The organism is Pseudomonas carassii (assembly GCF_036324045.1).
Classification (GTDB): domain Bacteria; phylum Pseudomonadota; class Gammaproteobacteria; order Pseudomonadales; family Pseudomonadaceae; genus Aquipseudomonas; species Aquipseudomonas peradeniyensis.
In genome coordinates, this window is record NZ_JAZDCT010000004.1 from 208,918 (window position 1) to 234,631 (window position 25,714).

The 25,714-nt window shown below is 62.4% G+C and carries 24 protein-coding genes; 10 read left to right on the forward strand and 14 right to left on the reverse strand.

Annotated features, from left to right (window positions below; genetic code table 11):
- Nucleotides 1-31: 31 nt before the first annotated feature.
- On the reverse strand, nucleotides 32-949 hold the full coding sequence (locus V0R62_RS04855) for a glutamate/aspartate ABC transporter substrate-binding protein (protein WP_186713046.1): 918 nt from the start codon (nucleotides 947-949) through the stop codon (nucleotides 32-34).
- Between the two features lie 330 nt (nucleotides 950-1,279).
- Here V0R62_RS04855 and V0R62_RS04860 point away from each other — a divergent pair, with 330 nt between their 5' ends.
- Both V0R62_RS04860 and V0R62_RS04865 read left to right on the forward strand, forming a co-directional pair.
- Nucleotides 1,280-1,924 (forward strand): dermonecrotic toxin domain-containing protein, encoded by a 645-nt coding sequence (locus V0R62_RS04860; protein WP_330102957.1) that lies wholly within the window; start codon nucleotides 1,280-1,282, stop codon nucleotides 1,922-1,924.
- A gap of 99 nt (nucleotides 1,925-2,023) precedes the next feature.
- Nucleotides 2,024-5,413: an NEL-type E3 ubiquitin ligase domain-containing protein gene (locus V0R62_RS04865; RefSeq protein ID WP_330102958.1), complete on the forward strand. Its 3,390-nt coding sequence runs from the start codon at nucleotides 2,024-2,026 to the stop codon at nucleotides 5,411-5,413.
- On the opposite strand, the gene glpD is transcribed toward V0R62_RS04865, so the two are convergent.
- The 4 genes from glpD to V0R62_RS04885 form a co-directional block, all read right to left on the reverse strand.
- Nucleotides 5,414-6,952, reverse strand: a complete 1,539-nt coding sequence (glpD, locus tag V0R62_RS04870) for a glycerol-3-phosphate dehydrogenase (protein WP_330102959.1) — start codon at nucleotides 6,950-6,952, stop codon at nucleotides 5,414-5,416. It abuts the gene before it with no gap.
- Between the two features lie 257 nt (nucleotides 6,953-7,209).
- A complete protein-coding gene (gene glpR, locus V0R62_RS04875; RefSeq protein WP_198744026.1) occupies nucleotides 7,210-7,965 on the reverse strand; it encodes a DNA-binding transcriptional repressor GlpR in 756 nt (251 codons plus the stop codon).
- 113 nt (nucleotides 7,966-8,078) lie between these two features.
- Nucleotides 8,079-9,578: a glycerol kinase GlpK gene (glpK, locus tag V0R62_RS04880; RefSeq protein WP_050704018.1), complete on the reverse strand. Its 1,500-nt coding sequence runs from the start codon at nucleotides 9,576-9,578 to the stop codon at nucleotides 8,079-8,081.
- Between the two features lie 79 nt (nucleotides 9,579-9,657).
- Nucleotides 9,658-10,509 carry an MIP/aquaporin family protein gene (locus V0R62_RS04885; protein WP_330102960.1) on the reverse strand — a complete coding sequence of 284 codons (852 nt, stop codon included), beginning with the start codon at nucleotides 10,507-10,509 and terminating at the stop codon, nucleotides 9,658-9,660.
- Nucleotides 10,510-10,815: 306 nt separating this feature from the next.
- On the opposite strand from V0R62_RS04885, the gene ybaK reads away from it, so the two are divergent.
- The gene (gene ybaK / locus V0R62_RS04890; protein WP_050704020.1) at nucleotides 10,816-11,286 is read left to right on the forward strand and encodes a Cys-tRNA(Pro) deacylase; all 471 of its coding nucleotides are present in this window, start codon (nucleotides 10,816-10,818) and stop codon (nucleotides 11,284-11,286) included.
- A 99-nt stretch (nucleotides 11,287-11,385) separates the two neighbouring features.
- Nucleotides 11,386-12,165 carry a PhzF family phenazine biosynthesis protein gene (locus tag V0R62_RS04895; RefSeq protein WP_330102961.1) on the forward strand — a complete coding sequence of 260 codons (780 nt, stop codon included), beginning with the start codon at nucleotides 11,386-11,388 and terminating at the stop codon, nucleotides 12,163-12,165.
- A 131-nt stretch (nucleotides 12,166-12,296) separates the two neighbouring features.
- On the opposite strand, the gene V0R62_RS04900 is transcribed toward V0R62_RS04895, so the two are convergent.
- Entirely contained in the window at nucleotides 12,297-13,406 is a 1,110-nt protein-coding gene (locus tag V0R62_RS04900) for an ABC transporter ATP-binding protein (RefSeq protein ID WP_330102962.1), read from the reverse strand.
- Nucleotides 13,403-14,323, reverse strand: a complete 921-nt coding sequence (gene argF / locus V0R62_RS04905; RefSeq protein ID WP_050704023.1) for an ornithine carbamoyltransferase — start codon at nucleotides 14,321-14,323, stop codon at nucleotides 13,403-13,405. Before argF ends, V0R62_RS04900 begins: the two co-directional genes overlap by 4 nt.
- A gap of 364 nt (nucleotides 14,324-14,687) precedes the next feature.
- Between argF and V0R62_RS04910 the strand changes: the two genes are divergently transcribed.
- Nucleotides 14,688-16,796, forward strand: a complete 2,109-nt coding sequence (locus tag V0R62_RS04910; protein ID WP_330102963.1) for a molybdopterin oxidoreductase family protein — start codon at nucleotides 14,688-14,690, stop codon at nucleotides 16,794-16,796.
- Between the two features lie 91 nt (nucleotides 16,797-16,887).
- Entirely contained in the window at nucleotides 16,888-17,223 is a 336-nt protein-coding gene (gene grxD / locus V0R62_RS04915; RefSeq protein ID WP_016713741.1) for a Grx4 family monothiol glutaredoxin, read from the forward strand.
- Nucleotides 17,224-17,288: 65 nt separating this feature from the next.
- Here the strand turns inward: grxD and bfr are convergent, their stop codons facing one another.
- A complete protein-coding gene (gene bfr / locus V0R62_RS04920; RefSeq protein ID WP_028690081.1) occupies nucleotides 17,289-17,762 on the reverse strand; it encodes a bacterioferritin in 474 nt (157 codons plus the stop codon).
- A 202-nt stretch (nucleotides 17,763-17,964) separates the two neighbouring features.
- On the reverse strand, nucleotides 17,965-18,186 hold the full coding sequence (locus tag V0R62_RS04925) for a bacterioferritin-associated ferredoxin (protein ID WP_046854452.1): 222 nt from the start codon (nucleotides 18,184-18,186) through the stop codon (nucleotides 17,965-17,967).
- Between the two features lie 214 nt (nucleotides 18,187-18,400).
- Between V0R62_RS04925 and V0R62_RS04930 the strand changes: the two genes are divergently transcribed.
- On the forward strand, nucleotides 18,401-19,003 hold the full coding sequence (locus V0R62_RS04930) for a peroxiredoxin (protein ID WP_023629028.1): 603 nt from the start codon (nucleotides 18,401-18,403) through the stop codon (nucleotides 19,001-19,003).
- A gap of 75 nt (nucleotides 19,004-19,078) precedes the next feature.
- Here V0R62_RS04930 and rnt read toward each other — a convergent pair whose 3' ends face one another.
- Nucleotides 19,079-19,690: a ribonuclease T gene (rnt, locus tag V0R62_RS04935; protein ID WP_225933324.1), complete on the reverse strand. Its 612-nt coding sequence runs from the start codon at nucleotides 19,688-19,690 to the stop codon at nucleotides 19,079-19,081.
- Between the two features lie 59 nt (nucleotides 19,691-19,749).
- On the reverse strand, nucleotides 19,750-20,796 hold the full coding sequence (gene pyrC, locus V0R62_RS04940) for a dihydroorotase (protein ID WP_050704025.1): 1,047 nt from the start codon (nucleotides 20,794-20,796) through the stop codon (nucleotides 19,750-19,752).
- Between the two features lie 130 nt (nucleotides 20,797-20,926).
- On the opposite strand from pyrC, the gene V0R62_RS04945 reads away from it, so the two are divergent.
- A complete protein-coding gene (locus tag V0R62_RS04945; protein WP_330102964.1) occupies nucleotides 20,927-21,904 on the forward strand; it encodes a flagellar protein MotY in 978 nt (325 codons plus the stop codon).
- A 128-nt stretch (nucleotides 21,905-22,032) separates the two neighbouring features.
- Complete coding sequence (locus V0R62_RS04950) at nucleotides 22,033-23,250, forward strand: argininosuccinate synthase (RefSeq protein ID WP_050704027.1); 1,218 nt, start codon at nucleotides 22,033-22,035, stop codon at nucleotides 23,248-23,250.
- 42 nt (nucleotides 23,251-23,292) lie between these two features.
- Here the strand turns inward: V0R62_RS04950 and V0R62_RS04955 are convergent, their stop codons facing one another.
- Nucleotides 23,293-23,748, reverse strand: coding sequence for a hypothetical protein (locus tag V0R62_RS04955; RefSeq protein ID WP_330102965.1), 456 nt, complete (start codon nucleotides 23,746-23,748; stop codon nucleotides 23,293-23,295).
- A gap of 367 nt (nucleotides 23,749-24,115) precedes the next feature.
- Between V0R62_RS04955 and V0R62_RS04960 the strand changes: the two genes are divergently transcribed.
- Nucleotides 24,116-24,742 carry a response regulator transcription factor gene (locus V0R62_RS04960; RefSeq protein WP_028690074.1) on the forward strand — a complete coding sequence of 209 codons (627 nt, stop codon included), beginning with the start codon at nucleotides 24,116-24,118 and terminating at the stop codon, nucleotides 24,740-24,742.
- A 48-nt stretch (nucleotides 24,743-24,790) separates the two neighbouring features.
- Here the strand turns inward: V0R62_RS04960 and V0R62_RS04965 are convergent, their stop codons facing one another.
- Nucleotides 24,791-24,967 (reverse strand): PA3496 family putative envelope integrity protein, encoded by a 177-nt coding sequence (locus tag V0R62_RS04965; protein ID WP_050704028.1) that lies wholly within the window; start codon nucleotides 24,965-24,967, stop codon nucleotides 24,791-24,793.
- 104 nt (nucleotides 24,968-25,071) lie between these two features.
- Nucleotides 25,072-25,710 carry an endonuclease III gene (gene nth, locus V0R62_RS04970; protein WP_186713034.1) on the reverse strand — a complete coding sequence of 213 codons (639 nt, stop codon included), beginning with the start codon at nucleotides 25,708-25,710 and terminating at the stop codon, nucleotides 25,072-25,074.
- Nucleotides 25,711-25,714 lie beyond the last annotated feature (4 nt).

Sequence of the window (25,714 nt, forward strand, 5' to 3'; positions counted from 1 at the left end):
GGATGCGCTTCAGGCCACTATTTGCCGGAGGTCAGGACTTCTTCTCGTCCGCCGCCTTGTCGGTCGGCTCGGCGATCAGCTTCTTCAGCTCGTCGCTCATCGGGAACTGCAGGTTCAGGCCCTTTGGCGGAATCGGCTGCTGGAACCACTTGTCGTAGCTCTTGTTGACGTCACCCGACTTGAAGTAGGCAACGATGGCCTCGTCGACCGCTTTCTTGAAGGCCGGGTCGTCCTTGCGCACCATGCAGCCGTAGATTTCGTACGACTGTGGCGTGCCGGTGATGACCCAGTCGGCAGGCTTCTTGGCCTTGGCCATTTCACCGGCCAGCAGGGCGTCGTCCATCATGAAGGCCACGGCGCGGCCGCTTTCGAGCATGTTGAAGGCTTCACCGTGGTCCTTGGCGGAGATCACGTTCATCTTCATCTGCTTGTCGGCGTTCATCGCCTTGAGGATGCGCTCGGAAGTGGTGCCGGCGGTGGTCACCACGTTCTTGCCGGCCAGGTCTGCGAAGTCTTTATAGGAGGGCTGGCCATCCTTGACCTTGGTCAGCAGGCGGGTGCCGACTTCGAAGATGCCCACCGAGAAGCCGACCTGCTGCTGACGCTCGACGTTGTTGGTGGTGGAGCCGCACTCAAGGTCCACGGTGCCGTTCTGCACCAGCGGGATGCGGGTCTGCGAGGTGACCAGGTTGTACTTGACCTTGATGTCGGTGCCCAGTTGCTTCTTCAGGGCTTCGACGACGGCCAGCTGGATGTCGTGGGAGTAGCCCACTGGTTCCGGTTTGCCGGCCAGGTAGGAGAACGGGATGGAGGAGTCGCGATGGCCCAGGGTGATGGTGCCGGAGTCCTTGATCTTCTTCAGGGTGCCGGTCAGTTCCTCGGCCATGACGGGCGACGAAATGACGGCTGCCGCGATGGCGGCGCCCAGCAATTGACGAACGATGCGCATCAAATTTACCTCGACGTGTTTGTTTTTCTTATGGAGCCGTTGGCGGACTCTTTCGTTCAACGAATACAGCATGAAGCGTGGTGCATTCGGCGTTCAAGTGTAGAGCATGAGTCGTGCCAAGCTCCAACTTCGATCATAACGCCGCGAAAATGCTGGGGATTACTGTTTGTTGAAAGTTTTTAGGTGTCATTTGATGTCCGTCAAACCGAACGCGTTGTGAGCTGGCGTTCGGAAATCCGAATGAGTGCTGGCGCGATCCGTAACTATCTACCGACACCGTAGGCATGGGCGCTGGCCAACTAGGGCTTTCCCCCCTCAGATGAAGCCCCCATGAGTGTTCATGAGATACCCCCAGACTCCATTGATGCATTGATAGCCAAGCGACTTCCGGCTTGGATGCGAACTGCCGCGATAGATCGCCTGGCGGCACTGCAGCGCGCGTTCGAGGCGCAACAGAGTAGCGCGCAGAAGATACATGAGCTGCTGGCACCAGTGCCTGCGCTCGATGAGTTTGCAGAACCCTTGCTTAAGCAGGCGTTGCTCAAGCAATACAAGCTCGATGTCGATGTGCGTACCAACAGGGTGCGGATTGCACAGAAGGTGTATTTACCCAGCCTGATCAATTCGGCGGTCAAGCCGAGCTATCGGCATGTGTCCAGTCGAGAATTACTGACGGCGGCCCTTCACAATTATACGGAAAGGGAAACACATGCCGACCTGGGGACCGAAGCGAAGTTGCTCGATGCCAACCAAAAGCGCCTGGCGCTTCCTTTCACTCAATTCGCCCAGCTCTGTCGCAGCCTGGATATCGGAGGCCAGTACCAGGCCCTTTTGAAAAGCCGTTTGCAGCCAAGCGATTCGATATTGCTGTCGGCAGTGCATGCGCAGCTTGAAGAGGACTTGCGAGCACGTTTCGAGGTTGCCGTGCGTAGCGCGATGCTGGAGGCACACATCGATGAGCGCTCGTACCTGTAGGTGTTACCACTCTGTTCACCACAACCTATCGTTCCTGGCGATACGGCTGTTTTGACGTGTCGACAACTGAGCGTGCTGGGCAAGCGTGTGGAAGGGGTGGTGACCCTTGAAGTGCGGGAGCAGGCCGGCGGCCCCGTCGCTGGTGTCATCAGCTGGATTCCGGGCGACCCGGTTCAGCCCGTCCAGCGTCATGTGTCCTGGGCAGCTTTGTACGAGACGTTGGCGGGGCGGCTTCGGCAGGTGCCCTTCGCCGAGTTCTTCATGCGCTTTATTCGCGAGCGGGAAAGGCCGTCATTCACCAGTGCCCTGAACAAGCAGCGGGTGGGCGCCGACAACGGCAAGTCGATCGAGCTCGATGGCCGTCATGCCGCTGTCGAAGGCACATTGTTCGTTTACTTGCGCCGCCTGCGTATCGAGAAGACTCTCGATGATGCACGCGTGCTGGCGGTGCCGACCGGCGATGAGGACAGTGCGCTGCGCAGGGAGCGTTTCGAGCTGTACATTGAGACTGGGCTGAGTGTGTTGAATCTTGCAGGGTTGTTCTTGCCGGTGCTGGGGCAGGTGATGCTTGGGGTGGCGGCGGTGCAGGTTGCCAACGAGGTATACGAGGGGTATGAAGCCTGGAAGCTGGGTGATCGCCAGGCTGCTTTGCAGCACTTGTTCGGGGTTGCCGAGAACGTCGCCGTGGGCGCTCTCATTGCCGCAGGAGGGGTCGCCGTGGGCAAGGTGCTGGAGCGTGCGCCCTTTGTCGATGGACTGGCGCCGCTAGTGACTGATGCGGGGCACCTGAAATTGCACCATCAGACTCCGGCGCATGAGTGGAGTGGCGCAGGGTTGTTGATGCGCCAGTTGGGCGGCGAGTTGGGTAATGTCACCGACGAGCAGGCTGCCAGGCTGGTCGAGAGCACGGGGTTTGGAGAAGAGCATCTGCGCTTCTTGCATCTGGAGCAGGCACCGCCACCTGCGCGCCTGCTGGATGCCTGGGAACGTTATCAGGTTCACGAAGCCTTTCCCACGCTACGAGATGATGCCCTCGAGGCGCAAGTCCGTTCCAGGCAGGCATCCGACTCGCCGCATGCGCTGCTGCTGAAACGGGATTTCCCTGGCTTGAGCCAGCGCAGCGCGAAAGAAATCGTAGAGCAGGCCAGCTCGGCGCAACTCGCGGATATGCTCAACAAGCAGCGAGTGCCCTTGAATCTCGCCGAGCAAGCACATTGGTGCCTGCGCGACAGTCGGGTGGACAGGGCCATTGCCGGCCTTCATCAAGCCAACGCGGCCAATCAGGACACCGAGCGTCTGGCGCTGGGGTTGATCGACCAATTGGCGCCTTGGGCCGAGACGTTGCGTGTGGAAGTTCGGGAAGGCTCCATCCAGGGCAAGGCCCGCATCGGGATCGGGAGGGAGGCTGCAGTCGCACAAAGCACGCTTTGCCTGGTTCGTGGCGAACAGGGTTATCTCGTCGAAAACGGCGAGGGTCTCCCATTGGCACAGGCATCGGTTCAGGACAGTCTGGTCCAGGCCCTGCTGCTGACACTCGAACCCTCGCAAAAGCTGCTGCTGGGGGACGCGGCACTCGATGAGCAGGCATTGATCGAAAAGCTGGCGTCGTCCGCCAGCGCTCAGCGGACGCTGTCCGCCACCTTGATCGGGCAGGCGCCGGTTGGCGAGGGCATTCGCCCTCCCGTGCGCTTTGCCGACGGGCGAGTGGGGTATCCGTTGAATGTGCGCGTGACCAGCAGCCGGGAGGCGAGTCGGCGAGGCATTCAGCAGATCTACCCCACCCTCGGCAGGGAGCAACTGGAGCGCTACATGGAGGACCTGCTGGCCAAACGCGTGGATCCGTGGTTGCACTACAACCGCTTGAGACGTCATCTGGCGCGTCTGCGGGAAGCCTTGCAAGCCTGGCAGGGAGCGGGGCGTGGAGTGCTGGACAGGCACCGACGCCAGCGCGTGGTCAATGCCTTGCGCCGCTGCTGGCGGCGCAAGAGCTCGACCCTTGGTGACGGTGGTCATTGGCTGTTGATCCGGGGCGAGCATGTCGGCAGTCTGCCAAGCCTGCCGACGGGCGTAATGTACGACCATGTCACACGCCTGACCTTGCGAGACATGGACCTTACCTGGCTTGATGCGGATTTCCTCGCATGCTTCCCTGAATTGCAGGAGCTTGACCTTCGGTACAACCAGCTCACCGAAATTCCGGCGGGCATTGAGCAACTGGTTTCGCTCCGTTACTTGCGCTTGGGTCATAACCAGATTGTCATGAGCACTGCGGGCAACCGGCGCCTGCTGGCGTTACTCAACTTGCGAACGCTTGATCTGGGCCACAACCCGCTGGGCTATGCGCCTGATGTGGATGGGTTGCGCCACCTGCGTCATCTTTCGCTGAACTCGACTGAGCTGGACGCGCTGCCCGAGCGGGTCGAGCAACTGCCCTGGCAAGGTATCGCCGATTTGCGCAACAACAGCATCCAGCATGTGCGCCAGGATCTGCACAACCTGCAACTGCGCCTGCGGCGGATGGTGCTGCACGACAACCCGTTGGATGAAACCAGTCAGGCGTTGGTGAACCTGGCTGCGCATGAGCCCCACAATCTGCGTCCGGTTGATCATCAGTTGATCGACAGTGCTGCGCGGGAACGGTGGCTGGCGGGCAGTGCGGGCAAGCTGCGTAGCCGACGTGAAGCCCAGTGGCTGAGGTTGCGTGAAGAACCTGATTCGACGGATCTGTTCCAGTTCATTGCGGATTTTGCAGAAACTTCCGACTTTCGCGAGCATGCCGATTTCTATCGAAGACGAATCTGGCGGATGCTGGACGCCTGTGATCGAAACACCGAACTGCGTACGATCCTGTTCACCCAGGCCGGTGGGGAGCGCACCTGCGAAGATCGCCTGCTTCTGGTACTCAGCGAGCTGGAGACCACGCTCTACGTGGAACGCCTGGCGGCGGGGCAGAATCTTGCCGAGCGTGAAGCGGCCCTGATGAAAGCTGGCCAGGGGTTGTATCGCCTGGACGAGGTCAACACCATTGCCGCAAGAAAGGTCGAGGTGCTTGAGCGCAAGGGCGGTGAAGTCGATCCTGTCGAGGTCTACCTGGCCTATCGGACGCATCTCGCCGAAGCATTGGCGCTTCCAGGTCAGCCAGATGGCATGTACTACATGATGGATTCCAGGGTGACTTCAGGCGATCTGAACACGGCGATGCTCCAGATACTGCGGGAGGAGACGCCCGGAAGACTGAGTGCCGCCTTGGCACAGCGATCGTTCTGGGATCGATATGTGCACGTTCGTTATCCCGAGCAGGTCGATGCCCTGGTTGCTGCGCTTGACGAGCAGCTCACCCATGCCGAGATGCTCTCCGAGCAGATGTATCTGATCCAGTCCGAGGCGTTGCGGGCGAAGTACGAGACGTCCTTGCAGGCTCTGCGCCTGAAGCTGGCGCAGGAAGCCTATGCGCGCTTCCTGCAGCCTGCTGTGGTTACCGAGGCCTGATCAGGCGGCCTGGCCCCGGGCCTGATTCAGTCGCGCCTGTTGCAGGTACTCCTCAAGTGCCTGTTGCTCGGCGGCCGAGGTGAACAGGCCGAGCTTGGTCCGGCGCCAGAGAATGTCGGCGGCGTCGACCGCCCATTCCTGTTCGCGCAGGTAGTCCACCTCACGGCTGAACAGGCCACCACCGATGGATTGCCCCAGGCCTTCTGGACCTTCCACGCCTTCGAGCAGACGCCATACACGGCTGCCATAGGTCACGGCCCAACGCTTGGCAATGTCCACCGGCAACCAGTCATGGCGTGCCAGCACGGCATCGACCAGGGCCTGGACGGTAGTCATGCTTTCGCCGCCCGGAAGGGGGGTACCGGCAGTCCAGCTGCCACGCATCTGGGTGAAGAACGGTTGCAGTTCGGCCATGGCCGACTCGGCCAGCTTGCGGTAGGTGGTCAGCTTGCCGCCGAATACCGACAGCAGCGGTGCCTCGCCCTGGGCGGCGGACAGTGCCAGGGTGTAGTCGCGGGTCACGGCCGACGGGTTGTCCGACTCGTCGTTGCACAGCGGGCGCACGCCGGAATAGGTATGCAGGATGTCAGCACGGCTGAGCTGATGGTTGAAGTGCTCGTTGACCACCTTGAGCAGGTAGTCGGTTTCCTGATCGGTGATTGCCACTTTGGCCGGGTCGCCGCTGTATTCGCGGTCGGTGGTGCCGATCAGGGTGAAGCGGTCCAGGTAAGGGATGCAGAAGACGATGCGCTGGTCTTCGTTCTGCAGGATATAGGCGTGCTCGCCTTCGTACAGGCGCGGCACGATCAGGTGGCTGCCCTGGATCAGGCGGATGCCGTACGGCGCGTCGAGCTTGAGGTCGTCCTTGATGAAGCTGGCGACCCAGGGGCCGGCCGCGTTCACCAGTGCCCGGGCGCGGATGCTCTGCAGGCTGCCATCGGCGTGCTGCAGTTCCACCTGCCACAGGCCGTCGACGCGCTCGGCGCGCAGGCAGCGGGTGCGGGTGTGGATGTGCGCGCCCTTTTCCCGTGCGGCCATGGCGTTGACTACCACCAGGCGCGCATCGTCCACCGCGCAGTCGGCGTATTCGAAGCCGCGGGTGATGGCCGGCTTGAGCGGGTAGCCCGGGCCGAAGCGCAGGCCGCGCGAGGCGCCCAGGCGCTTGCGCTTGCCCAGGTGGTCATAGAGGAACAGGCCGGCACGGATCATCCAGGCCGGGCGCAGGTGCGGGCGGTGCGGCAGCACGAAGCGCATGGGTTTGACGATGTGCGGCGCCTTGGCCAGCAGGACTTCACGCTCGGCCAGTGCTTCGCGCACCAGGCGGAACTCGTAATGCTCCAGGTAGCGCAGGCCGCCGTGGATCAGCTTGCTGCTGGCCGAGGAGGTGTGCTGCGCCAGGTCGTCCTTTTCGCAAAGGAACACCTTCAGGCCGCGCCCGGCGGCATCAGCAGCGATACCGACGCCATTGATGCCACCGCCGATCACGGCGAGGTCGTAGCAATCCTGGAGCGGTGGCTGGGACGAAACGGGCTGGGACACGGGCAAGGCCTCCTGAGGCTGTTCACATCGAATATGAACATTGATGTTCGTTTTCGAAAATACTAGCGCAATGAACAGGCGGCTGCCAGTCAGTCTTTATAGAAAAAACTGATCGGATGACAGGGAAATGAACATTTGTGAAAAAGGTGGGGTGAAAAGTAGGTGATCTTCAGGGTCGCCGAAATCGAGCGCCGCGCGGGTGGCGCTCGATCTCATGGGTGACACAAGGGGGGAGGCATGCGGTCAAGCCAAAGGCGTCAAACCACCTCGAGACGAATCTTGTACTGGTTGAGCAACTGAGTCAGGGCAGGAGAGGGGGCCTGATCGGTCACCAGGCAGTCGATCAAGCTAATAGACCCGAGGCGAACCATGGCATTGCGACCGAACTTGCTCGAGTCCGCCGCCAGCAGCACCTGACGGGCGTTGGTGATGATCGCCTGGGATACCCGTACTTCCTGGTAGTCGAAGTCCAGCAGGCTGCCGTCCTCGTCGATACCGCTGATGCCGACCACGGCGAAATCGACCTTGAACTGGTTGATGAAGTCGACGCTTGCCTGGCCGACCACGCCGCCGTCGCGACGAACCGTGCCGCCGGCCACCAGCACCTCGAAATCGTCCTTGGCCGCCAGGATCGCCGCCACGTGCAGGTTGTTGGTGATGACCTTCAGGTGGTTGTGGTTGAGCAAGGCGCGGGCGATGGATTCGGTGGTGGTGCCAATGTTGATGAACAGCGAGGCATGGTCGGGAATCTGCCGGGCCACGGCCTCGGCGATGCGCTGCTTCTCGTCGCGCATCTGGTCGGCGCGCATGGCGTAGGCGGTGTTCTCGATGCTCGAGTCGTAGGCCGCGCCACCGTGATAACGGCGTAGCAGGTTGACCTCGGCGAGCTGGTTGATATCGCGGCGGATGGTCTGCGGGGTGACGACGAACAACTGCGCCATCTCCTCGATGCTGACGTAGCCGCGTTCGCGGACGAGCTCGAGGATTTGTTGTTGGCGTGGGGGCAGATTCATGGGCGGTCCTTTGGGGCAGCCGGACAAATTCTGCAATGATGCCGTAGGAAGGGGATGACGACCAGTAGGCCTTTGGTCAACTGGGGCTGCGCAGCAGCCCCGGCCTTCCTCAATCAGGCGTCGTGATCTTCCCAGTCGCGGGTGCGATCGACAGCCTTGCGCCAGCCCTTGTACAGCTTTTCTTTCGCCGCTTCATCCAGCTGCGGGCTGAACTCGCGTTCGATGATCGCCTTGTCGCGCAGCTCGTCCAGACCGCTCCAGAAGCCGCAGGCCAGGCCTGCCAGGTAGGCCGCGCCCAGCGCCGTGGTCTCGCGCATTTTCGGGCGCTCGACGCAGGTGCCGAGAATGTCGGCCTGGAACTGCATGAGGAAGTTGTTGGCCACCGCGCCACCGTCCACCCGCAGTTCGCTCAGGCGCTGGCCGCAGTCCTGCTGCATGGCGTCGAGCACGTCGCGGGTCTGGTAGGCGATCGATTCCAGGGCGGCGCGGATGATGTGGTCGACCTTGACGCCACGGGTCAGGCCGAACAGCGCGCCACGGGCGTAAGGATCCCAGTAGGGCGCGCCCAGGCCGGTGAAGGCCGGCACCAGGTAGACGCCGTTGCTGTCCTTGACCTTGCTGGCGAAGTATTCGGTGTCGTAGGCGTCGTTGACGATCTTCAGTTCGTCGCGCAGCCACTGCACGGTGGAGCCGCCATTGAACACTGCGCCTTCGAGGGCGTAGGCCACCTCGCCGCGTGGGCCGCAGGCGATGGTGGTGAGCAGGCCGTGGGACGACTGGACCGCCTTGTCGCCGGTGTTCATCAGCAGGAAGCAGCCGGTGCCGTAGGTGTTCTTGGCCTGGCCCGGTTCCACGCACATCTGGCCGAACAGCGCCGACTGCTGGTCGCCGGCGATACCGGCGATGTCGATGCCGCTCTTGGTCTTGCCATAGACTTCGGACGATGGGCGTACCTCAGGCAGCATCTGACGCGGAATGCCGAGGATATCGAGCAGTTTCTCGTCCCACTGCAGCGTATGGATGTTGAACATCAGCGTACGCGAGGCGTTGGTGTAGTCGGTGACATGCACCTTGCCGCCGGAGAATTTCCAGATCAGCCAGGTATCGATGGTGCCGAACAGCAGCTCGCCACGTTCGGCGCGTTCGCGGGCGCCTTCGACATTGTCGAGGATCCACTTGAGCTTGGTGCCGGAGAAGTACGGGTCGGTGACCAGGCCGGTGGCCTCGCGGATGTACTGCTCATGGCCGTCGCGCTTGAGCTGGGCGCAGATGTCAGTGCTGCGGCGGCATTGCCAGACGATGGCGTTGTACACCGGGCGGCCGGTTTCCTTGTCCCAGACGACGGTGGTCTCACGCTGGTTGGTGATGCCGATGGCGGCGACCTGGGCGTGGCTGATGCCGGCCTGGGCCAGGGCCTCGACCATGGTCGCGCTCTGGGTGGCGAAGATTTCCATCGGGTCGTGTTCGACCCAGCCCGCTTGTGGGTAGTGCTGGGCGAATTCACGCTGCGAGGTGCCCACCACATTGGCGTCTCGATCGAAGATGATGGCGCGCGAACTGGTGGTGCCCTGGTCCAGGGCGATGATGTAGTTCTTGTCCAGGGTATCGGTCATGTCGGTAGCCTTGCACGAATAAGGGGGTAGGTCAGGGCGTGGCGGGCGCCGGCCTTGCGGTCCGGGCCCGGCGCGGGCATCAGGAAACCTGGGTATCGCCCTGAGGATTATCGTCTGTCTGTTGGGTCGCGGCCTGGGTGGCTGGCAAGTTGCGGGCGATCAGCCCGCGGTACAGGGCCGCGCCCAGGCTGGCACCGAGGATCGGCGCGAACACCGGCACCAGGAAATATGGAATATCGCGCCCGCCGGTGAAGGCGACTTCGCCCCAGCCGGCCAGGAAGGTCATCAGTTTAGGCCCGAAATCCCGCGCCGGGTTCATCGCGAAGCCGGTCAGCGGGCCCATGGCGCTGCCGATCACGGCGATCAGCAGGCCGATCAGCAGGGGGGCGGTGGCGCCGCGTGGCAGACCGTTGTTGTCGTCGGTCAGGGCCATGATCACGGCCATCAGGATGGCGGTGATGATCACTTCGACCAGGAAGGCCTGGCCGGTGGACAGCGCCGGGTGCGGGTAGGTGGAGAACACCGAGGCCAGCTCCAGGCTGGCCTGGCTGCCGCGTACCATGGCGTGGCTTTGTTCGAAATCGAAGAACAGGTTGCTGTACAGGAAGTACACCAGGGCGGCGCCGCAGAACGCGCCGCACACCTGGGCCAGCATGTAGAACGGCAGTTTGCGCTTGTCGAAACCGGCGAATACGGCCAGGGCGATGCTGACTGCCGGGTTCAGGTGCGCGCCGGAGACACCGGCGGTCAGGTAGATCGCCATGCTCACGCCGACCCCCCAGATGATGCTGATCTCCCACAGGCCGAAGCTGGCGCCAGCGACCTTGAGCGCGGCGACACAACCGGTGCCGAAGAAGATGAGCAGGGCGGTGCCGAGAAACTCGGCCAGGCATTGGGCGGATAACGTGGGTTCGCGTAGAGCAGTTGTCATGTGTGACCTCGGTTCTTGTTGTTGTGAGGCGCTGGGCGCTCGACAGCAAAAAAGCCCGGAGTCGATCCCCATTGACGCCGGGCGGGTACAGGAAGTGCACCTTATAGGTGCACCTTGTATTCATAAACGAAAAAATATAGACAAGAAACGCTGATGTCAAAGGTCGAAAATGAACGCCTGGCCATAATCTGACTGGCACGCCGGGTCGTGAATTCATGGCCGCTGCTCTAGCCTGGGACCTGCGCTGGCTGCACGGGTGGAATTGCCCTAAAGTACCGGGCGACTTGTGATCGACTGGAGCCGTTGATGACCCCCGCCCTGGACCTCTTGAAGAAGGCGCGCGCCGAGCACCGCGTGCACAGTTACGAACATGATCCGAAAACTGCCTCGTATGGCCTGGAGGCGGCGGAAAAGCTGGGCCTTGACCCGCTGCGGGTGTTCAAGACCCTGCTCGCCAGCAGTGAAAAGGGCGAGCTGCTGGTGGCCGTGGTGCCGGTGGTCGGCACGCTCGACCTCAAGGCACTGGCCCACGCGGCGGGGGTGAAGAAGTGCGAAATGGCCGATCCGCAGGCCGCCCAGCGCGCCACGGGCTACCTGGTCGGAGGGATCAGCCCGCTGGGGCAGAAGAAGCGCCTGCGCACCTTTATCGATCAATCCGCGCAACAACATGAAACGATTCATGTGAGTGCTGGTCGCCGTGGTCTCGAAGTGGAACTGGCCGCCGTGGTGCTGGCCACCCATACCCAGGGACAGTTCGCCGAGATCGGTCGCGGCTGATCATCTGTACTGATTGAAATTCCACGACTCTGTCACTGTCGGGTCCTGGCGGCATGCCGCATGCTCGGGGCCTTTCCCGCCAGATACAGGAGTCGTGGCATGCAGTTGCATTTTCATCAGGTGGACGCCTTCAGCGACCGTCCCTTCGCTGGCAACCCGGCCATGGTCTACCACCTGGAACAGTGGCTCGACGATAGCCTGATGCAGCAGGTGGCCGCCGAGCACAACCTCGCCGAAACCGCTTTCGTGGTGGCCGAGGGTGATGGCTATCGGATCCGCTGGTTCACCCCGAGCACCGAAGTCCCCCTGTGCGGCCACGCCACCCTCGCCAGCGCCCATGTCCTGTTCGACGTCTATGGTGAGCAGGCGCCGCGCCTGGACTTCCAGAGCCGTTCGGGCCTGCTCAGCGTCAGTCGTGAGAACGATCGCCTGTGGTTGGACTTCCCGCGCATCGACCCGCAGCCGCTGGCCGAGCCAGTGTCGGTAGCCGAGGCGCTGGGGTGCGAGGTGCGCGAGGTCTACCAGACCCGCGAGCTGTTCGTGGTGCTCGACTCGGAGCAGGCGGTACGCGATTGCGCGCCGGACATGGCGGCGCTGGCTCGCCTGCCGGGCTTGGGGGTGATCGTGACGGCTCCTGGCGAGCGGCATGATTTCGTGTCGCGCTATTTCGCACCGGGGATCGGCATCCCGGAGGACCCGGTCACCGGTTCCACCCATTGCTCGCTGATCCCTTACTGGGCGGCGCGGTTGGGCAAGCACGAATTGCAGGCCTTCCAGTGTTCGGCCCGGGGTGGTGAGCTGTTCTGTCGCCTAGAAGGGGAGCGGGTGAAGATCGGTGGGATGGCTCGGCGGGTGGCCAGCGGTACGCTGATGCTGTGAACCTGCATAGGCATGTGTCCCTGTAGGAGCGGGCTTGTCCCGCGATTGCGTCCGATCCGGCACAGTTGTAGCCAGATCTTGCGCAATCGCGGGACAAGCCGCTCCTACAGAGTGATGTCAGGCCGCCTGCATCAATGCGCGGAACTCACGCGTCGCACGCCCTGCTCATGACTGGCCAGCTGCGCGGCGACGCTGCCGGGCACCGCGAACAGTACCAGGTGGTCCGCCGCTACCGCGATACCGACGTCCTGGCCGACCTGATGGTCGTTGTGGCTGGGAAAAATCGCCTCGAGCTGGCTGCCGGTGGGCAGTTGCAGGCGATACAGCGTCGAGGCGCCGAGGAAGCTCTTGCCGATGATCCGCGCCCGCAACGGGCTGTCGGGGGCATGGATGATGTCATCCGGACGCAGCAGCACGTCCACCGAACTGCCAGGAGCCATGGTGTAGGCGCGGTTGCCGCGCAGCTCGCCGAGTTCGGTGGTTACCGCCTCGTGGCTGCTCATCTGGCCGCGAATGAAGTAACCCTGGCCGATGAAGCTGGCGACAAACGGGGTCTGTGGCTCGTGGTAGAGGTTGTAAGGCGTGTCCCACTGTTCCAGGCGACCCTCCTTGAAAACGCCGACATGGTCGCTGACGGCAAAGGCTTCCTCCTGGTCGTGGGTGACCAGGATGGCGCTGGTGCCGCGGCTCTTGAGAATGTCGCGCACCTCATGGCTCAGGCGCCGACGCAGCTCCACATCGAGATTGGAGAACGGCTCGTCGAGCAGCAGCAGCTGCGGCTCGGGCGCGAGTGCCCGGGCCAGGGCCACGCGCTGTTGCTGGCCGCCGGACAGCTCGTGCGGGTAGCGCCCGCCCAGGCCGCCGAGCTTGACCAGCTCGAGCATCTCGTCGACTACCGCCGCCTGGCGCGGGTGCTTGCCAATGCCGAAGGCGATGTTCTGCGCCACGGTGAGGTGGGGGAACAGGGCGTAGTCCTGGAACACCATGCCGATCCGGCGCTTTTCCGGGGCTAGGGTGAACCCGGCGCGGGAAATGACTTCCCCGGCCAGCTGGATCTCGCCGTCGTGCACTGGCTCGAAGCCGGCGATGGCGCGCAGCGTGGTGGTCTTGCCGCAACCGGAGGACCCAAGCAGGCAACCGATGTCGCCTGCGTTCAGGTGCAGGTTGAGGTTCTGGACGATGCGCTGCTCGCCATAGCCGCAGGCGAGGTTGCGCAGGTTGAGCAGTAGCTGTTGACTCATGCGTGGTGGTAAGCCGGTTCTACAAGGAATTCCAGAAGGGCCTTCTGCGCATGCAAGCGGTTTTCAGCTTCGTCCCATGCGACCGAACGGGGGTCGTCGAGCAGGTCCTGGCTGATTTCCTCGCCACGGTGGGCGGGCAGGCAATGCATGAACAGGGCATCGGGTGCCGCCAGGTCGAGCAGTTCGCGGGTGACCTGGTAAGGCGCGAAATGCGCCAGGCGCCGTGCAGTTTCCTCTTCCTGGCCCATGGAAGTCCAGACATCCGTGGTCACCAGATGAGCGCCGCGCACGGCTTCTTTCGGATCACGGATGATCTGCACACGGTCACCACCCAGCGCCAGGAAGCGTTGATCAGGCTCGTAGCCTTCAGGGCACGTGATACGCAGTTGGAAATCGAACTGCACGGCAGCTTCGATATAGGAGTTGCACATGTTGAAGCCGTCGCCGACCCAGGCCACGGTCTTGCCCTGGATCGCGCCACGGTGCTCGAAGAAGGTCTGCATGTCGGCCAGCAGCTGGCAGGGGTGCGACTCGTCGGAAAGGCCGTTGATGACCGGCACCTTCGAGTTGGCGGCGAATTCGGTCAGGGTGCTGTGGGCGTGGGTGCGGATCATCACCGCGTCGACCATGCTCGACAGCACGATGGCGCTGTCGGCGATCGGCTCGCCGCGGCCCAGCTGGGTGTCACGTGGCGACAGGAAGATGGCCTGGCCGCCGAGCTGGATCATGCCGGCTTCGAAGGACACCCGGGTGCGGGTCGAGGATTTCTCGAAGATCATGCCTAGCACGCGGTTCTTCAGTGGCTCGAACAGCACGCCTCGTTTGCGCAGGTCCTTCAGCTCGATGCCTCGACGGATCACGCCGAGCAATTCGTCAGCGGTGAAATCCATCAGGGAGAGAAAGTGCCTTGCGCTCATGATTGACTACCTTATCTGCAACGTTCTGCAGGTCGACCGTATGGGTTTTGTTGACAACGGGGGTGACCTGCGGCGTAAGCCGCACGGGGCGGACGGAATAGGGGAAGGCGCAATACTATAATTAAATGTCGCCTAAAACCAAGAGGGGAAACAGCGCCACTGTGTCAAAGGGTGTCGTAAGCCCTTGCCGGCTGGCTGTTTTTTATTTGCTACAGCGGTTGTACACGGCTCGGAGCGTATTTGGCAAACCCGTTGTCGCGAATCGCCCGCCTGATGTCGTCCGATTCACGACGCGAACCTCGCTGGCGAGCCCCGGTCGCCAGGCGCATAGTCGAATCTCGACAATAACAAGGCAGAGGCGGCCATGACCAAGACCCTGCATCACCGAGCCTGTCACCTGTGCGAGGCCATCTGCGGCCTGAACATCGAAGTCACCCACGAAGCCGAAGGCCCGGCGCGGATCAGCTCGATCAAGGGCGACCCGCAGGATCCGTTCAGCCGCGGCCATGTCTGCCCCAAGGCGGTCGCCCTGCAGGACATCCAGGATGACCCCGACCGCCTGCGCCAGCCCCACCGGCGCATCGGTGACCAGTGGCTGCCAATCAGTTGGGACGAAGCCTTCGCCCTGGCCGCCGAGCGGCTGTGGGCGATCCAGCAGGCCCACGGGCGCAACGCGGTCGCCGTGTACCAGGGCAATCCCAGCGTGCACAACTATGGGCTGATGACCCACAGCAACTACTTCCTCGGCCTGCTCAAGACCCGTAATCGTTTCTCGGCGACCTCGGTGGACCAGTTGCCGCAGCACCTGACCAGCCACCTGATGTACGGCCATGGCTTGTTGCTGCCGATTCCGGACATCGACCAAACGCAGTTCATGTTGATCCTGGGCGGCAATCCCCTGGCCTCCAATGGCAGCATCATGACCGTGCCGGATGTGGAAAAGCGCCTCAAGGCGCTCAAAGCCAGGGGCGGGCAACTGGTGGTGGTGGATCCGCGACGCAGCGAGACGGCGACGCTTGCCGACCAGCACCTGTTCATTCGCCCCGGTGGCGACGCGGCGCTGCTGTGTGGGCTATTGCATACGCTGTTCAGCGAGAACCTGGCCCGGGGCTCGCATCTGCCGGTCGCGGGGCTGGAGCAGGTGCGCGAAGCCATCCTGCCGTTCGATGCGTCTGCCATGAGTGCGTTGTGCGGTATTCCGGCCGAGTCGATCCGCCAGCTGGCGCGGGATTTCGCCGCTGCCGACAAGGCAGTGTGCTATGGCCGGATGGGGGTATCGACCCAGGCCTTTGGTTCGCTGTGCCACTGGCTGGTGCAGTTGATCAACCTGGTCACCGGCAATCTCGATCGCGAGGGTGGCGCCCTGTGTACGGCGCCTGCGGTCGACCTGGTCGCCAGCACCTCTGGCGGGCATTTCGATCAGTGGCGTAGCCGCGTTTCGAGTCTGCCCGAGTATGGTGGCGAGCTGCCGGTCTCGGCCCTGGCCGAAGAGATCCTCGAGCCCGGCGACGGGCAGGTGCGGGCGCTGGTGACCGTGGCGGGCAACCCGGTGCTGTCCACACCCAACGGGCGTCGCCTGGACGACGCCCTGGCCGGCCTCGACTTCATGCTCAGCATCGACCTGTACATCAACGAGACCACGCGCCATGCCGATCTGATCCTGCCGTCGACCTCGGCCCTGGAGAACGATCACTACGATTCCACCTTCAACCTGCTGGCGGTACGTAATGTCACCCGCTTCAACCGGGCGATCCTGCCCAAGCCCGAAGGCGCGCTGCACGACTGGGAGATCTTCGTGGGCCTGGCCAGGGCCTTCGCTGAGCGCGGCCAGGTAGAGCTCAAGGCCACCGTGCCACCGGCCCAGATGATCGACTTCGCCCTGCGCAAGGGGCCTTATGGCGAGGAGACGCCCTGGAAGCTCTCGTTAGGCGTGTTGGACGCGCATCCCCATGGCCTCGACCTCGGACCGCTGCGCGCCAACCTTGCGACGCGCCTGCGCACGGCCAGCGGCAAGGTCGAGGCGGCCCCGGGTGTACTGCTCGAGGACCTGCGGCGCCTCGCCCGTATGACCGTGCCTGCGGATGACCAGTTGCTGCTGATCGGCCGTCGACACGTGCGCAGCAACAATTCGTGGATGCACAACTACCATCGGCTGGTCAAAGGCAAGCCGCGCCACCAGTTGCTGATGCACCCGGACGACCTGCGCCGGCGTCAGTTGCAGGACGGCCAGATGGTGCGGGTGCGCTCGCGCACGGGGGTGATCGAGGTGACGGTGCAGGCCAGCGAGGAAATGATGCCGGGCGTGGTCAGCCTGCCCCATGGCTATGGCCATGGACGCCAGGGCGCGCGCTTGCAGGTAGCCGGTGCGCAGCCGGGGGCGAGTGCCAATGACCTGACCGACGAACACCTGCGTGATGGCGTTTCCGGCAATGCCGCCCTCAATGGCGTCCCGGTACAGGTCGAGGCCGCATGAAGCACGGCAAGGCCGAGCACGCTGCTCGGCTTTCCGATACAATGCGTCACCGTGCCGACGACCCTGTCGGAAAGTTCAGCCGAGGTGCTTCATGGATATCATCGATACAATCAAAGAGCAGATTGCCAACAACACCATTCTGCTTTACATGAAAGGTTCGCCGAATGCGCCGCAGTGTGGCTTCTCGGCCAAGGCTTCGCAGGCAGTGATGGGTTGCGGCGAGAAGTTCGCCTACGTCGACATCCTGCAGAACCCGGAAATCCGCGCCAACCTGCCCAAGTACGCCAACTGGCCGACCTTCCCGCAACTGTGGGTGGCCGGTGAACTGGTCGGCGGCAGCGATATCATGCTGGAAATGTTCGAAAAGGGTGAGCTGCAGACCCTGATCAAGGAAGCGGCCGCCAAGGCCAAGGCTTCCGAGGCCTGATCCGGCGCTTGCCGCAGGTAGCAAAAAGCCCCGCCTAGGCGGGGCTTTTTCGTTGCTGGCGAAACTTATTCTTCGCCCATCTGCGACTGCAGGTAGTTCTCGATTGTGATCTTGTCGATCAGGCCCAGCTGGGTTTCCAGCCAATCGATGTGTTCTTCCTGGTCTTCGAGGATGTCTTCGAGCACATCGCGCGAGCCGAAGTCGCCGGCGGTTTCGCAGTGGGCGATGGCAGCCTTGAGGTCGGCATGGGCCTTTTTCTCAAGCTTCAGGTCGCAGTCGAGCATCTCCTTGGTGTGCTCGCCGATCATCAGCTTGCCCAGGTCCTGGACGTTGGGGATGCCTTCGAGGAAGAGGATGCGCTTGATCAGCTTGTCAGCGTCCTTCATCGCCTGGATGGACTCTTTGTACTCCAGCTTGCCGATTCTGTTCAGGCCCCAATCTTCATACATGCGCGCGTGCAGGAAGTACTGGTTGATTGCGACCAGCTCGTTTCCGAGGATCTTGTTGAGATGCTGGATGACGCTTACGTCGCCTTTCATGATGGGGTCCTGCCCTGTAGAAGTTGAGCCAATACAGAGAAGTTTGAGCCCGACCTATCCCTATGTCAAACCTAAGTTATTGAATAATAAGTGAAAATTAATCGGAATAAGAATGTTTGTGAACCGCGTTCGAGCGCTAACTTATTGAATTGCAGGCATAAAAAAACCGGACACGGGGTCCGGTTCTTCGAATTTGGGGAAATTACGCCGCGTTGAATTCAACGGGGTAGGGCAGGGCGGCCTGCTGGCTCAGTTGCAGTTCGGTGAGGGTTTCGCGCACCACCTGCTTGGCGAGGCAGGCGCACTTGCCGCACTGGCTGGCCACATTGGTGGCGGCTCGCACTTCCTTGTAGCTGCAGCATCCTTCGTAGATCGCATCGCGGATCTGTCCATCGGTGACACCGACACAGAGACACACATACATAAAGGCTGACCGTCGCGGGTTGAGTCGATGCGTTGGAGAGTAATGGTAATGAGAATGCTTGTCAAAACACTTTGTGTAAGGTGCGCCCCAGAGCGACCGGCGGTCGAGATTCGGCCTGTCACGCAAAGCTGTGTATGATGGTCGGCCTTTGCTGGATCCGGGGGAACGTGTTCCGCCCGGGCAAGGTTTATCACCCCTCATCAGGAGAGATCGAATGAGCGTACTCGTTGGCAAACAAGCCCCGGACTTCACCGTTCCAGCCGTGCTGGGCAACGGCGAGATCGTCGACAGCTTCAACCTGGCCTCGGCCATCAAGGGCAAGTACGGCCTGGTATTCTTCTACCCGCTGGACTTCACCTTCGTCTGCCCGTCCGAGCTGATCGCCCTGGACAACCGCATCCCTGACTTCCAGGCGCGCAACGTGGAAGTGATCGGCGTGTCGATCGACTCGCACTTCACCCACAACGCCTGGCGCAACACCCCGGTCAACAACGGCGGTATCGGTCAGGTCAAGTACACCCTGGCGGCCGACATGACCCACGAAATCTGCAAGGCCTACGACGTCGAGTCCGAAGGCGGCGTGGCCTTCCGTGGCGCCTTCCTGATCGACACCAATGGTGTCGTTCGTTCGCAGATCGTCAACGACCTGCCACTGGGCCGTAACATGGACGAGCTGCTGCGTCTGGTCGACGCCCTGCAATTCCACGAAGAGCACGGCGAAGTCTGCCCGGCCAACTGGAAGAAAGGCGACAAGGGCATGAACGCTTCGCCGGAAGGCGTTGCCGCCTACCTGAGCGAGAACGCTGGCAAGCTGTAATTGCCACGCGCATAAAAAAACCGGCCCTGGTGGCCGGTTTTTTTATGCCCTGCGAGCATGTCGCGGTAGGCGGGCTCAATCGTTGAAATCGCGCCAGCCGCCCATTTCTTTCCAGCGATTGACGATCCCGCAGAACAGCTCGGCGGTCTTCTCGGTGTCGTAGCGCGCCGAATGCGCCTCGCGACCGTCGAAGTCGATGTCCGCGCTCTGACAGGCCCGGGCCAGCACGGTCTGGCCGTAGGCGAGGCCGGCAAGGGTGGCGGTATCGAAGCTGGAGAACGGGTGGAACGGGTTGCGCTTGATGTCGTTGCGCGCCACCGCGGCATTGAGGAAGCCCAGGTCGAAGCTGCTGTTATGCCCGACCAGGATCGCCCGCTTGCAGCCATTGGCCTTCAGCGCCTTGCGCACGCCGCGGAAGATATCGGTCAGCGCGCTTTCCTCGCTCACCGCCATGCGCAGCGGATGGTCCAGCTTGATGCCGGTGAACTCCAGTGCTGCCGCCTCGATATTGGCCCCTTCGAACGGTTCGACCCGGTGGAAGTAGGTGTGCTCGGGGAACAGGAAGCCCTTCTCGTCCATGCCGATGGTGACGGCGGCGATCTCCAGCAGTGCGTCGGTGGCGCTGTTGAAACCGCCGGTCTCGACATCCACCACCACCGGCAGGTAGCCACGGAAACGCTCGGCCATCGGGTGGCGTGAGCCGCTGCTGACCTGGCTGTCCTGGTCGTCTTCGTAAAGATCTTCGCTCACGCGTTGTCCTCCAGCAGGCGCCAGCGCAACTTCTCACCGGCGCGCAGGGGGATCACGGTATTGTCGCCGAATGGCAGGCTGTCCGGTGCGGTCCATTCCTCACGCACCAGGGTGATGGTGTCGGTGTTGCGCGCCAGGCCGTAGAAGTCCGGGCCGTGCTTGCTGGCGAAGCCCTCGAGCTTGTCCAGCGCGTTGCGCTGTTCGAACGCCTCGGCGTACATCTCAATGGCGGCGTAAGCGGTGTAGCAGCCGGCACAGCCGCAGGCGGCTTCCTTGGCATGCTTGGCGTGGGGCGCCGAGTCGGTGCCGAGGAAGAACTTCGGGTTGCCGCTGGTGGCGGCATCCAGCAGCGCCACCTGGTGGGTATTGCGCTTGAGGATCGGCAGGCAGTAGAAGTGCGGGCGGATACCGCCGACCAGCATGTGGTTGCGGTTGTACAGCAGGTGCTGGGCGGTGATGGTCGCACCGACGTTGGCCGGCGCTTCGCTGACGAACTGCGCGGCGTCGCTGGTGGTGATGTGTTCGAACACCACCTTCAGGGTCGGGAAGCGCTCGACCAGGCGGCGCATGTGCTCGTCGATGAAGCGTTTCTCGCGGTCGAACACGTCGATCTCGCTGCGTGTGACTTCACCGTGCACCAGCAAGGGCATGCCGGTTTCGGCCAGGGCCTCGATCGCCGGGAAGATATTGTCGATGCTGGTCACGCCCGAATCGGAGTTGGTGGTGGCGCCGGCCGGGTAGAGCTTGGCGGCGTACACGATCCCGCTGGCCTTGGCGGCACGCACATCGTCGGCGCTGGTGCGGTCGGTGAGGTAGAGCACCATCAGCGGCTCGAAGCGGCTGCCGGCAGGGCGTGCGGCAAGGATGCGCTCGCGGTAGGCAGTGGCTTCGACGGCGTTGCGCACCGGCGGAACCAGGTTGGGCATGATGATGGCGCGGGCGAAGGTGCGCGCCACGTCACCGACGGTGTGGGGCAGGACGGCACCATCGCGCAGATGGATGTGCCAGTCGTCGGGGCGCAGGAGGGTCAGGCGATCGGACATTGGAGATTCCAGGCGGGTCGAACTCAGAAGCCAATGCTACCGGAAAACCCCTGTTGGAGCACGGCTATCAAGTTTTCCGGCGGGCGACCGATAGCGTTCAGGTAAGCCGTCGAAATTTGTGGAGCCGCCCGTGCGCCAGCGTTACCTAGCCCTGTTCACCCTCGTTGCCAGCCTGCCGGCCGGGGCAATGACCTTCCAGACCCGCGTGGAGAACGTCGCCTGGAAAGTCGAGGGTGACCAGTTCGAATGTCGCCTGATCCAGCCGATCGACGGTTTCGGCAGCGGCGAGTTCGTGCGTCGCGCTGGCGAGCAGCCGACCTTCCAGCTGCGTTCGGACAGCAATGTCCTGGGCGCCGGCTCCGCCACCCTGCTGGCCGCCGCCGCGCCCTGGCAGCCCGGGCGCGGTGACATCAACCTCGGTGCGGTGCACATGGCCCGTACCGGCGTGCTGTTCACCTCCAGCCAGGGCCAGGCCAGCCGCCTGATCAACGGCCTGCTCGATGGTCGCAGCACCGTGGTGCGCAACTACCGCGGCGAAGGTGGCCGGCCGATGGAAGTGCATGTGATGCCGGTCAGTTTCGCCAAGGCCTACAGCGACTACCAGCTGTGCGCCGCCAAGCTGCTGCCGATGAACTACGACCAGATCCGCCAGACCCAGGTCGGCTTCCCGGGGGGTGGGATCGAACTGGACAGCTCGGCCCGTGCGCGCCTGGACGTGCTGCTGGACTACCTGAAGGCCGATCCGACGGTCAACCACATCGAACTCAACGGCCACTCCGACAACAGCGGCAATCGCCTGACCAACCGCGACACCTCGCGTCGACGGGCGCTGGCGGTGGCCGATTACCTCAAGGCCCATGGCGTGCCGGAAGAGCAGATCACCGTGCGTTTCCATGGCGAGCGCTATCCGCTGGCCAAGAACAACAGTGCCGCCAACCGGGCGCGCAACCGCCGTGTGAACATCCAGCTCGAGCGCGTGACACCGGTCGAGAAGCCGGTGGAGAAACCGGCAGCGCAGGTGCCGCCGTCGGCCCCGGCACCCTCCGCCACACCTGCGCCAACGACGCCTGCAGCCGCTGCCACGCCGTCCGCACCAGTGAAATCCTGAGTGCGACAGCGGGTCGCGCCCTCGACAATTCCTGTCGCTTTGTCGTCACAAGCTGTCGCCCCATTGTAAATTTTTCGGCAACGCCGGTAGAATCATCCGCTTTCCGTACAACCCCGTGGAGTGATGGCATGGCGGACGTAAAAAAGGTCGTATTGGCGTATTCCGGCGGCCTTGATACTTCGGTGATTCTCAAGTGGCTGCAGGACACCTACAACTGTGAAGTGGTGACCTTCACCGCTGACCTCGGCCAGGGCGAGGAGGTCGAGCCGGCCCGCGCCAAGGCCCAGGCGATGGGCGTGAAAGAAATCTACATCGACGACCTGCGCGAAGAGTTCGTGCGTGACTTCGTCTTCCCGATGTTCCGCGCCAACACCGTCTACGAAGGCGAGTACCTGCTGGGTACTTCCATCGCCCGCCCGCTGATCGCCAAGCGCCTGATCGAGATCGCCAACGAAACCGGCGCCGACGCCATTTCCCACGGCGCCACCGGCAAGGGCAACGACCAGGTGCGTTTCGAGCTGGGCGCCTATGCGCTCAAGCCAGGCGTCAAGGTCATCGCCCCGTGGCGCGAGTGGGACCTGCTGTCCCGCGAGAAGCTGATGGACTACGCCGAGAAGCATGGCATCCCGATCGAGCGCCACGGCAAGAAGAAGTCGCCGTACTCGATGGACGCCAACCTGCTGCACATCTCCTACGAAGGCGGTGTTCTGGAAGATACCTGGACCGAGCACGAAGAAGACATGTGGAAATGGAGCGTCTCCCCTGAGAACGCCCCCGACCAGGCTACCTACCTCGAGCTGACCTACCGCAACGGTGACATCGTCGCCATCGACGGCGTCGAGAAGAGCCCGGCCACCGTGCTGGCCGATCTCAACCGCATCGGCGGCGCCAACGGCATCGGTCGCCTGGACATCGTCGAGAACCGCTACGTCGGCATGAAGTCGCGCGGCTGCTACGAGACCCCGGGCGGCACCATCATGCTCAAGGCCCACCGTGCCATCGAGTCGATCACCCTGGACCGTGAAGTTGCTCACCTGAAGGATGAGCTGATGCCCAAGTACGCCAGCCTGATCTACACCGGCTACTGGTGGAGCCCGGAGCGTCTGATGCTGCAGCAGATGATCGACGCTTCGCAGGTCAACGTGAACGGTGTTGTGCGCCTGAAGCTGTACAAGGGCAACGTCACGGTCGTTGGCCGCAAGTCGGACGACTCGCTGTTCGATGCCAACATCGCGACCTTCGAGGAAGACGGCGGCGCCTACAACCAGGCCGACGCTGCAGGCTTCATCAAGCTCAACGCACTGCGCATGCGCATCGCGGCCAACAAGGGCCGTTCGCTGCTGTAAGCCTTTGGCGTACCCGAAAAACCCGGCCTCGGCCGGGTTTTTTCATGCCCGGGATTCAGGGGGAGGCGGGGCCTCGCCTTCCTGCATCGGCGACACCGAGAGGTGGATGCAGGTTCGCGTATCGAGGTTGTACAGGATCCAGCGCCGCTGTTGGCCGTGGGGACGCTCGATCATCCGCAGCACATGGTTTTCGATGAGTTTTCGGCTATCTGCGCCGGAGATGGCGATGATCATCGCCCCTTTGTCCCGTGCGGCAGGTGGGGACGGCGGCCTGTCCACCCCCGTGGCGCGTCTGTCCGGGGCAAACAGCGACCCGTTGTTGAAGTTGAGCGTAAGGAAGAACAGCACGGTAAGGAAGAACGGAAACCCTACCAGGAACCAGGTGTAGACAATCTGGCTGTCGTCGCTGAGAAACGGCAGCGAGGCCAGGGCGGACGCCTCGATCACACCGGCAAATACAGCGATAAGGGTCAACGGACTGATAGGGTCGCGATTCATGATGAGTGCCTGGCCATGCTTTGCCCATCAGTAGCTCGTTTTCCCGATTGCGATAAGCGTGGATCATTTCCCTGCCGGGTGATGCCCCAGGCTACGGCAGCGCTTTTTATCCAGTCTGTACAGTCGAAATTTCCCGCATGAAGTGTCACCTGTCGGCACTTGGATCCAATTCTGCCGACTGTTACTTTTTGGGGGCGACGAATATGCATCTATTACATTTTGTTAATTAGCTGCTTGTAGGAAGAATCTCTATTCACAGTAGTCCACTTCTTTCGGTGAATTTGCCAGGGAAACCGCTGCATAAATAATCGTTATGCTCGGGTGTGGTGGTCTATCGAACTAAAAATAACGTATCAATGGGAATCGCATGAATAAAGTGCTGATCGTGGATGATCACCCGGTCATTCGCCTGGCCGTACGCATGCTGATGGAGCGGCATGGCTACGAGGTGGTGGCGGAGAGCGACAATGGTGTGGATGCCTTGCAACTGACGCGGGAGTATCTGCCGGACATTGTCATTCTGGATATCGGGATCCCCAAACTGGATGGGCTTGAAGTGATTGCCCGAATGACCTTGGCAAGTCCCGGGACCAAGGTGCTGGTGCTGACCTCTCAGGCGCCGGGGCACTTCTCGATGCGCTGCATGCAGGCGGGGGCGGCGGGTTATGTGTGCAAGCAGCAGGAGCTGACCGAACTGCTCAGCGCGATCAAGGCCGTGTTGTCCGGCTACAGCTATTTCCCCAACCAGGCGCTGCACAAGGGGCGTTCGGGCGTAAGCGGCGCCACGGAGATGGAGATGGTCGAGCGGCTTTCCGGGCGGGAGATGATGGTGTTGCAGCAGCTTGCCCGGGGCAAGAGCAACAAGGAGATCGCCGACAGCATGTTCCTCAGCAACAAGACGGTCAGTACCTACAAGACGCGCCTGCTGCTCAAGCTGAATGCCCGCTCGCTGGTGGACCTGATCGAGCTCGCCCAGCGTCATGGGCTGGCCTGACAGCATCATTGAAAAAGCCTCCACTGGGGAGGCTTTTGCGTGCTTGTTCTACAAGTCGTAGTCGAAGTCGGCCAGTTGCTTCTGCAGGCGTCGTTCCTCGAGCATGTTGTCGATGGTGCGGCGTTTGCTCAGGTTGGTCTTGGCCGGTTCGGCCTGCGGCTCCACATCGTCGTCCGCACTCTGGAAATCGTCGTCGATTGCCAGCTCTTCTTTATCGGTGCTCATGCGTCACTCCAAGCCAAAGGGCCATTGGCCGTCCTTATAACGGGAATCGCAGAGCGGGTAAAAAAGATTTTTTCAATTGCCTCGGGTAGGTTTCAGCTATTGCCTCAATCGTCGGAAGTCTTGTGCTTGTATTCGCACAGGTCTTCGATCCGGCAACTGCCACAGCGCGGTTTGCGGGCCTGGCAGACATAACGGCCATGCAGGATCAGCCAGTGGTGGGAGTCGAGCAGATAGTCCCTGGGCACGAACTTGAGCAGCTTCTTTTCCACCTCCAGCACGGTCTTGCCCGGTGCAATACCTGTGCGGTTGCTGACCCGGAAGATATGCGTGTCGACGGCCATGGTGAGCTGGCGAAAGGCGGTGTTGAGCACCACGTTGGCGGTCTTGCGGCCGACGCCGGGCAGGGCTTCGAGGGCTTCGCGGGTCTGCGGGACTTCGCCGGCATGTTGTTCGACCAGCAAGCGGCAGGTCTCGATGACGTTCTTGGCCTTGCTGTTGTACAGGCCGATGGTCTTGATGTACTCGCTCAGGCCGTCGACGCCCAGGGCGTGGATGGCTTGCGGGGTGTTGGCGACCGGGAACAGGCGGGCGGTGGCCTTGTTGACGCCGACATCCGTCGACTGGGCCGAGAGGATCACGGCGATCAGCAGTTCGAAAGGGCTGGAGTAGGCCAGTTCGGTCTTGGGCTCGGGATTGTCTTCATGCAGCCTGCGAAAGATCTCCAGGCGTTTGGCGGCATTCATGGGG

Excerpts from the sequence above, each read along its gene's own strand:
- V0R62_RS04855 (WP_186713046.1), bottom strand. The coding sequence starts at position 949 with ATGCGCATCGTTCGTCAATTGCTGGGCGCCGCCATCGCGGCAGCCGTC.
- V0R62_RS04910 (WP_330102963.1), top strand. The coding sequence starts at position 14,688 with ATGACCAAGACCCTGCATCACCGAGCCTGTCACCTGTGCGAGGCCATC.
- V0R62_RS04930 (WP_023629028.1), top strand. The coding sequence starts at position 18,401 with ATGAGCGTACTCGTTGGCAAACAAGCCCCGGACTTCACCGTTCCAGCC.
- V0R62_RS04860 (WP_330102957.1), top strand. The coding sequence starts at position 1,280 with ATGAGTGTTCATGAGATACCCCCAGACTCCATTGATGCATTGATAGCC.
- V0R62_RS04960 (WP_028690074.1), top strand. The coding sequence starts at position 24,116 with ATGAATAAAGTGCTGATCGTGGATGATCACCCGGTCATTCGCCTGGCC.
- glpK (WP_050704018.1), bottom strand. The coding sequence starts at position 9,578 with ATGACCGATACCCTGGACAAGAACTACATCATCGCCCTGGACCAGGGC.
- V0R62_RS04955 (WP_330102965.1), bottom strand. The coding sequence starts at position 23,748 with ATGAATCGCGACCCTATCAGTCCGTTGACCCTTATCGCTGTATTTGCC.
- nth (WP_186713034.1), bottom strand. The coding sequence starts at position 25,710 with ATGAATGCCGCCAAACGCCTGGAGATCTTTCGCAGGCTGCATGAAGAC.
- V0R62_RS04900 (WP_330102962.1), bottom strand. The coding sequence starts at position 13,406 with ATGAGTCAACAGCTACTGCTCAACCTGCGCAACCTCGCCTGCGGCTAT.
- argF (WP_050704023.1), bottom strand. The coding sequence starts at position 14,323 with ATGAGCGCAAGGCACTTTCTCTCCCTGATGGATTTCACCGCTGACGAA.
- V0R62_RS04965 (WP_050704028.1), bottom strand. The coding sequence starts at position 24,967 with ATGAGCACCGATAAAGAAGAGCTGGCAATCGACGACGATTTCCAGAGT.
- ybaK (WP_050704020.1), top strand. The coding sequence starts at position 10,816 with ATGACCCCCGCCCTGGACCTCTTGAAGAAGGCGCGCGCCGAGCACCGC.
- V0R62_RS04950 (WP_050704027.1), top strand. The coding sequence starts at position 22,033 with ATGGCGGACGTAAAAAAGGTCGTATTGGCGTATTCCGGCGGCCTTGAT.
- V0R62_RS04925 (WP_046854452.1), bottom strand. The coding sequence starts at position 18,186 with ATGTATGTGTGTCTCTGTGTCGGTGTCACCGATGGACAGATCCGCGAT.
- grxD (WP_016713741.1), top strand. The coding sequence starts at position 16,888 with ATGGATATCATCGATACAATCAAAGAGCAGATTGCCAACAACACCATT.
- pyrC (WP_050704025.1), bottom strand. The coding sequence starts at position 20,796 with ATGTCCGATCGCCTGACCCTCCTGCGCCCCGACGACTGGCACATCCAT.
- V0R62_RS04885 (WP_330102960.1), bottom strand. The coding sequence starts at position 10,509 with ATGACAACTGCTCTACGCGAACCCACGTTATCCGCCCAATGCCTGGCC.
- glpR (WP_198744026.1), bottom strand. The coding sequence starts at position 7,965 with ATGAATCTGCCCCCACGCCAACAACAAATCCTCGAGCTCGTCCGCGAA.
- bfr (WP_028690081.1), bottom strand. The coding sequence starts at position 17,762 with ATGAAAGGCGACGTAAGCGTCATCCAGCATCTCAACAAGATCCTCGGA.
- rnt (WP_225933324.1), bottom strand. The coding sequence starts at position 19,690 with ATGGCCGAGCGTTTCCGTGGCTACCTGCCGGTGGTGGTGGATGTCGAG.
- V0R62_RS04895 (WP_330102961.1), top strand. The coding sequence starts at position 11,386 with ATGCAGTTGCATTTTCATCAGGTGGACGCCTTCAGCGACCGTCCCTTC.